This is a genomic window from Pseudomonadales bacterium (assembly GCA_013215025.1).
Classification (GTDB): Bacteria; Pseudomonadota; Gammaproteobacteria; order Pseudomonadales; family DT-91; genus DT-91.
Genome location: JABSRR010000166.1, coordinates 1 through 7,267, shown reverse-complemented (window position 1 = coordinate 7,267; position 7,267 = coordinate 1). Strand labels below are relative to the sequence as shown.

7 protein-coding genes are annotated in these 7,267 nt (G+C 43.1%); 5 read left to right on the top strand and 2 right to left on the bottom strand.

The annotated features are described in order from the left end of the window. Window positions 1–324: 324 nt before the first annotated feature. A complete protein-coding gene (locus HRU21_10725) occupies window positions 325–897 on the top strand; it encodes an FABP family protein (protein ID NRA42762.1) in 573 nt (190 codons plus the stop codon). Window positions 898–907: 10 nt separating this feature from the next. Next, on the top strand, window positions 908–2,437 hold the full coding sequence (locus tag HRU21_10720; protein NRA42761.1) for an MFS transporter: 1,530 nt from the start codon (window positions 908–910) through the stop codon (window positions 2,435–2,437). A 134-nt stretch (window positions 2,438–2,571) separates the two neighbouring features. Here the strand turns inward: HRU21_10720 and HRU21_10715 are convergent, their stop codons facing one another. After that, entirely contained in the window at window positions 2,572–3,765 is a 1,194-nt protein-coding gene (locus HRU21_10715) for a flavin-dependent monooxygenase (GenBank protein NRA42760.1), read from the bottom strand. A 226-nt stretch (window positions 3,766–3,991) separates the two neighbouring features. Between HRU21_10715 and HRU21_10710 the strand changes: the two genes are divergently transcribed. From HRU21_10710 to HRU21_10700, 3 genes are all read left to right on the top strand, one after another. Further along, the gene (locus HRU21_10710; GenBank protein ID NRA42759.1) at window positions 3,992–4,297 is read left to right on the top strand and encodes an STAS domain-containing protein; all 306 of its coding nucleotides are present in this window, start codon (window positions 3,992–3,994) and stop codon (window positions 4,295–4,297) included. Between the two features lie 24 nt (window positions 4,298–4,321). Then, window positions 4,322–6,040: a fused response regulator/phosphatase gene (locus HRU21_10705; GenBank protein NRA42758.1), complete on the top strand. Its 1,719-nt coding sequence runs from the start codon at window positions 4,322–4,324 to the stop codon at window positions 6,038–6,040. A 65-nt stretch (window positions 6,041–6,105) separates the two neighbouring features. Continuing rightward, window positions 6,106–6,432: an Hpt domain-containing protein gene (locus HRU21_10700; protein ID NRA42757.1), complete on the top strand. Its 327-nt coding sequence runs from the start codon at window positions 6,106–6,108 to the stop codon at window positions 6,430–6,432. A gap of 73 nt (window positions 6,433–6,505) precedes the next feature. Here the strand turns inward: HRU21_10700 and HRU21_10695 are convergent. Then, the coding region (locus HRU21_10695; protein NRA42756.1) for a DUF3108 domain-containing protein at window positions 6,506–7,267 on the bottom strand (762 nt) is incomplete at its 5' end.

The window sequence follows — 7,267 nt, the reverse complement described above, 5'->3', positions numbered from 1 at the left end:
CTCTTGCAGGAAACAGAGTCCAATCAACACCCTGCAAGTACAGCAATGTGCCTGCTAAATGATTCAGCGGCATTTTTTCTTTGTGCCTTGCCTCTGCTCTGCAGCAATGCAGAGGCTTATTCGTTTAATTTTCACGATGGGCAAAGCTTATCAGTAAGGCCAGCGCAAATGCTTCAGCTGCAGCGCGAATTTGCTTTGTACAGTTTGTAGCGATTGTTGTTAGGTTGTTGATAGCTTATTACTATCGATTCAATACATATAATAAGTTAGAATTTATTTATGGATAATATAAATTAAACACTGAACGCAATATGAGGAACGTTTATGAGCACAGTGATTGATGGTTTAGATTATGGCCCATTAGCAATGTTAGTTGGCGAGTGGAAAGGCGACCGTGGTCTAGATATTTCCCCGGACCAACATGAAAAAGATGGGATTGAACGCAACCCATACTATGAGACGATGAATTTCGAAGCTATTGGTGATGCGGAAAATGCTGATAGCCAGGTGCTAGCCGTCGTCCGTTATCACCAAAAAGTCTATCGTAAATCCAATGATAAACAGTTTCATGATCAGATTGGTTATTGGACATGGGATTCTAAAACCGGCGTGATTACGCACTCGGTCAATATTCCTCGCGCTGTAGCCATTGTGGCAGGCGGTAATGCTGAGCAACAGGGTGATAAAACGGTAATATCGGTATCTGCTGATCTAGAGCAGCAGGATTTTACTGTTGCGCAATCTGATTTTATGTTTGAAAAAGCAAAAACAACGGCTTTTTCTATGCAACTTGAGGTCGGTGCAGAAACACTTAAATATCGTCAGAGCACGATGCTTGATATTTATGGCCGTGAATTTGATCACCGTGATAAAAGTGAACTGGTAAAGGTGGCTTAATCTCGTCACTATGCATGCCAGACAGACAGATTCAGCCTCTCTATGCGCTGTCATTTATAACAAAAATGTTTGGATTCTCGGCTTGCTTGGCTTTTCAGCTGGCTTGCCGTTACTGCTTATATTTTCTTCCCTGTCAATTTGGCTAAGAGAAGCAGGTATTAGCAAGTCATCTGTCACAGTGTTCTCATGGGCAGCGCTGGCATATTCATTTAAGTTTATTTGGGCTCCAATAGTTGACGGTTTGCCGTTGCCAATTATATATCGACTAGGACAGCGACGCTCATGGCTATTATTCTCGCAATGCATGATTATTATCGCCATACTTTGGATGGCCTCGACTAATCCCACTGCGCCTAATCAATTAGTCTTCATGGCTTTTGCTGCAGTATTGCTGGGCTTCAGCTCAGCAACACAAGATATTGTGATTGATGCTTATCGAATCGAGTCGGCACCAAAGCGCATGCAGGGTTTACTATCGGCAAGTTACACCGCAGGCTATCGTCTCGGTATGATAGTTGCTGGCGCTGGCACCTTGTACTTGGCGGCGTTATTTGCTGGCAGCGCCGATGAATATGTCTATTCAGCCTGGCGCAATGCCTATGCCTGCATTGCGGCATGTATGCTGGTCGGCGTCGTCACTGCAATATTTATGCGTGAGCCAATTCCGCTAGCTGATGAAAAGCAAGATTTGCAGGCTGATATCGGCCAATATCTGCGCATATTTCTTGCTTTTGTCGCTATGGTTTTAGTGTTTATTGTTAGCTATAGAGTAGGGGCTTTAATTCACCATATCTTGGATGTAGATAGTATTTTATTGGCCGCCTTGCTGACCTTATCACAACTACTAATGGCCGCATTGGCTGCCTATTTGTGCGCGCGCTTGTTAATACTGTCTGGTTTCATGCCGCGAGAATTTTTTGTTAGCGGTTATATTGAACCCATCGTGGACTTTTTTCACAGCCACGGACGAAAATTAGCGATTCTGATTTTACTTTTAATCGGTTTGTTTCGTGCATCCGACATTGTTCTTGGCGTAATAGCTAATATTTTCTATCTCGACATGGGCTTTGATAAAACCCAAATAGCGACTGCTGTAAAAGTCTTTGGCCCCTTGATGACGATTGTCGGCGGTTTTATTGGCGGCATATGTGTGCTGCGATTCGGCGTGATAGCTTTGCTGTTCTGGTCGGCAATTTTGGTTATGTTAACCAATATCTGTTTTATCACCTTAGTGTATTTCCCCGCTAAATTGCCATTGCTTTACACTGTGATTGCTATGGATAATTTAGCAGGGGGCTTAGCGACAACTGCCTTTATTGCGTTTCTGTCCAGCTTAGTTAACTTACGCTTTACAGCTATGCAGTACTCCATATTTAGCTCGCTAATGACCTTATTGCCTAAACTTTTAGGTGGCTATTCAGGCGCTATTGTAGAGAGTATTGGCTATAGCTTTTTCTTTATCTTTACAGGCTCGCTTTGCATCCCAGTTTTGCTGTTAATTGCTTATGCAGCAAAGCACCTGCACATTCAAGATGCCTAGTGAAAAATACCTAGCTTGGTTGAATCATAGACACAAAAAAGCCGGCGTTCGCCGGCTTTTGATCTACTGCTGATCTGCAACTGCGAAGGTACTAGTTAACAGCAGAAGTAGAGGGGGGGAAGTAAATTCGTCGTTTATAAAAAGAACTCTTTTTGAGGGCGACCATTCGCGACACCACCAAAGTTCATAGCCTGTTTGAACGACATATTCGCAACATGGCAACGTGCCGTTTCAAGGTCACTGATTGCTTTCGTAATCACGCCACGGCGAACGGCATCACCGCCTAGCTGTTTAAATAAATCAACCGTAGCATTTAAACATTTATCAACGATTTGAGCCTGCTGGTAACGTCGGTACGATCTACGATCAAGCGGCATTTCTTCGCCTTTTTCAGCATATTCCATCCATTCGGCCACCGTTGCACGCATGATTAATTTTTGCACCTCAACTTCATGCACGGCTGCAGAGAATGCCGCCTGAACTTCAGGGAGGTCACCGCGCGCAGCGCCAGTATTTGGACTCACTTTACTGGCATATTCTTGCGCAGCATCAATGGCAGATTGCAGACAGCCAACCGATGCATAAGCAACCGCACGAGGGAAAATTTGGCCAAAGTTAACTTTAAACAACGCTGCATCGTTAATTTGATTTCCTGGAAAATGACCAACTGGCGTGCCAACAGCAAAAACGCGACGTGTTGGAATAAATGCGTCTTTAACGACAATATCATGCGAGCCAGTCGCTTTAAGGCCTAGCACATCCCAATTTTCGATAATCTGGTAGTCATCTTTATGAATGATGATGTTACGCATATCGGGTGGGAAGGGTGGTTCACCTTCAGCTTTTGGAACAATACAGCCTAAAATGATCCATTCGGCATGTTTCGAGCCTGATGAAAAGCCCCAGCGACCTGATAAGCTAAAGCCGCCCTCGACTGGCGTTGCGATGCCGGTTGGCATATATGTCGAAGCAACAATAGTGTCTGCTTTAGCGCCATTTTCGCCATAGATTTCATCTTGCGCATCTTTATCGAATAAAGCGATCTGCCATGGATGTACACCCAAAACACCGTATAGCCAAGCAACTGACATATCACCTTCAGCTAAAATGCTCTGAATTTCATAAAATACTTCAGGTGAGAGTTGGTAGCCACCGTAATCCTTCGACTGTAAAACTCTCAATAAACCAGCTTCAACCACTGCTTGCATGGTCTCATCATGGATGTGGCTGTTGTCTTCAGCGTCCTGCGCGCGCTCACGTATAGTTGGCACCAGTGCTCTTGCCTTAGCAATCAGCTCTTGTGCCAATGCGCTCTGAATATCAGACATAATTAACTCCTAAAGAATTATTTAAATTATTGATGATCCATTATCGTTCTTATACGTAGCGATGCCAAGATTTTAATACAGAAATGCCCCGAGTCTTAATATCAATTAATGTTTTACTGTTTCGGCTATAGCTATTGCCATTCAACCGGGCAACATTCCGTTCAATTAATTTCTATTGAGATTTTACTCGCATCATCTAAAATGGCGTAAATTTCTAGGAGTTTTCATGACAATTCAGTCAAAATTTTCTCATGACACCTCAGAGCTTGTCATTTCCGTTGAAGGTCGTTTCGACTTCAGTTCCCACCAAGAATTCTGTGCGGCTTACGAGAACGTTGAGTCTATGCCAGAGCAATTTACCATTGATATGCGCTCAACCAGCTATTTAGACAGCTCAGCCTTAGGCATGTTACTGCTTCTTAGGGACTTTGCAGGCGGTGATCACGCCAAAATACTTATTATCAATGCGAATGAGGATGTTCGAAAAATTCTAACCATTTCCAACTTCGAACAGCTCTTTGATATTCAATAGTTAACATTTATTACACCGTAACACATGCCTGCTGAATCACTTCGAATACTCATAGCTGACGATAGTGATACCGACCGATTTATACTGCAGGCGATTATTCGTTCGCAAGGACATATTACATACACGGCGACCAATGGTTTAGAAGCGGTTGAGCACTTCAAGCGTTTAAAACCTGATTTGATTTTATTAGATGCGCTTATGCCTAAAATGAATGGCTTTGAAGCGGCTAAACAAATCAAAGAAAATATGCAGGATGATTTCATCCCTATTATTTTCTTAACTTCTTTACATGATGCTGACTCTTTAGCGAAATGTATTGAAGCCGGCGGGGACGACTTTCTATCGAAACCCTATCACAGCGTGATTCTGCAAGCCAAAATTGACTCCTTCGTGCGCATGCAGCACATGCACTACACGCTTCAATCTCAGCGTGACCAAATATATGACAATAACCAGCGCCTGATCCGAGAGCAGGAAGTAGCGAAGCGAACCTTCGATAAAATTGCACATGAAGGCGTGCTTGAAGCAAAAAATATTGATTATAACCTGTCACCTCTCGCACTGTTTAATGGCGATGTATTGCTTGCTGCACTGCACCCAACCGGCGATCTGTGTATATTGCTTGGTGACTTTACCGGTCATGGCCTTGCTGCAGCGGTGGGCACAATTCCAATTTCCCAAACCTTTTACTCTATGGTAGCGAAAGGTTTCTCAATCCGTGTTATCGCTCGTGAAATTAATGCGAAATTAAAAGATATTTTACCTGTTGGGGTGTTTTGCTGCGCCGCGTTGATACAGTTTGATTTTAAACTCAATACAGTTGAGGTGTTTAATGCTGCCTTACCCGATATCGCTTTATTTAATAGTGAACGCAACGAATTACAGCAGCTGCAGTCAATGCATGTTGCGCTGGGGATTCTCAGTGATGAAAAATTCAGTGATGCCACCAAAATATTTGCAATGCCGGTTGGCTCTTTATTGGTCGCCTATTCAGATGGCTTGATAGAAAGTGAATCACGAGCAGGCGAGATGTACGGCACTGACAGACTAAATAAGGCGTTGACTGACTTCGTGGCTCAATCAAAACATTCGCGCATCGTTGATTATATTTTTACAGACATCAAAGCGTTTACCCAAAGCGATGCTTTTTCTGATGATTTGTCTCTGATTGCCGTTGAAATGATTGCGCAAGATGAATTTTTTAATCAGCCGGTTTTTATGCAAAAGCGGCCATCCTATAAGCCACTGCGATGGAATTTTAGCTATCGTCTTGAGGGTGAAATGCTTCGCCATGCTGATCCCACGCAGCTGATGCAAACGATGCTAAATGATGCCCCCATGGTGTCGTCACAACTGAATAATATTTACACCATTATATCTGAGCTTTTTGTCAATGCATTGGATCATGGCGTATTACGATTAGATTCAAAGCTAAAATCATCGAAAAATGGCTTTCAGTTATATTTGGCTGAAAAGTCCAAGCGCTTATCAGAGTTAAAACAGGGCTTTGTGGAATTTACGGTTGATTATCAGTCTTCAGAGAGTCAGCATTATTTTAGACTTTCTGTGAAAGACAGCGGCGATGGCTTTGATTATGAAGCATTTTTAAACTCCAGCGTGGATGCCCTGAGTGATCAAAGTTCTCCGTTGAGTGGCAGAGGGCTATCGTTGGTCAAAAAATTAAGTGATAGCATGGCTTTTTCAGAGCAAGGGAGTAGAGTCACGATTGAGCTCTTTGCATAAATTGATAAGCATTAATTCTACCGATGAATTTCTCAATCCATGCATATTCAATAAGGACATCTTTTATGTGCATCGATGAAAATAATATTGCCATGCTAAAGGAACTCATGGGCGATGACTTTTCGACCTTGGTTGACACCTTTGTCAAAGACTCAGCCAACAAAATTGAACAAATGCTGTTGGCAGTTGACAAGCAGGATGCTGAATTGCTGAGACAATCTGCGCATGGCTTGAAAGGCTCTGCCTTGAATCTATCGGCAAATAAACTCACTGAACTTTGCCTCACCTTGGAAAATATGGGTCACCAAGCAAATTTGAGCGGTGCGTCTGAAATTATTGATGCGGTAGAGCAAGAGTACCGTGCGGTCACAGGCTTTTTAGTGGCGAATTAGTCACTTTAAATCCTGTCACAATAACGGACGCTATGAGCCGCCAAGACTACTCAGCCTTGCCAGACTACCCATATTACTCAGATTTCGAAATAGTAAAGTCTATCAATGATAATTGATACTGCTCTTGAGCGGATGTCTTAAGCAACAATTTAGCCAATAAATAATTATACTCAGTTAGCAGCCATACCGTTGCCTGAGGGTAGCTGTTTGTCTCTGCGGCCTGGTAGATTAATTTCAGCGCCGGATATTGTCCAGCTGCTGTGCTAATGGTTTCATAACCACTGCGCCTAAAGCTAAACTGCGTGAGTTGCTTCGCGCGATTTACCACCTTAAAACTTGATGATTCTCGCATTGGCGACTGCAGCCATTGCATTCTCAACGCCAGCGGAAAGGTAAGGTCAGAGTGCAGTTGATGGCCGTCAGGTTCAGAAAAATGCCGTGGGGACTTTTTGCCGCGAAAAACGTCCGCAGAAGTGCCAGCATTTGAAAATTGTATACGGTAGTTTTTATTTTCGCCCAGCAAGTTCTGTGATTGTTGATAATCAGCATCGATAATCACCCCATTTTTAATAGAGAATCGTGCGCTATCTTCAATAGTACCCAACAGGCTAATGATCGATTGGTTTGCATGCCATTGTTGTTTATCGCGATGAAGTTGCTGTGTTGCGACTAGTTCAAAACCATTAATATTGGCATGGTAGCGGGCCTTGGAGGGCAGCAGGCTCTGACTGTTGTCCGGGTTTTTGCTCGTGATTTCAACTTTAACAACATTATCAACATTATCAACATTAGCAGCATTAGCGTTATTGCTAAGTAAAGAAAAAAATGGGATTAG

Excerpts from the sequence above, each read along its gene's own strand:
- HRU21_10725 (NRA42762.1), top strand. The coding sequence starts at position 325 with ATGAGCACAGTGATTGATGGTTTAGATTATGGCCCATTAGCAATGTTA.
- HRU21_10720 (NRA42761.1), top strand. The coding sequence starts at position 908 with ATGCATGCCAGACAGACAGATTCAGCCTCTCTATGCGCTGTCATTTAT.
- HRU21_10715 (NRA42760.1), bottom strand. The coding sequence starts at position 3,765 with ATGTCTGATATTCAGAGCGCATTGGCACAAGAGCTGATTGCTAAGGCA.
- HRU21_10710 (NRA42759.1), top strand. The coding sequence starts at position 3,992 with ATGACAATTCAGTCAAAATTTTCTCATGACACCTCAGAGCTTGTCATT.
- HRU21_10705 (NRA42758.1), top strand. The coding sequence starts at position 4,322 with ATGCCTGCTGAATCACTTCGAATACTCATAGCTGACGATAGTGATACC.
- HRU21_10700 (NRA42757.1), top strand. The coding sequence starts at position 6,106 with ATGTGCATCGATGAAAATAATATTGCCATGCTAAAGGAACTCATGGGC.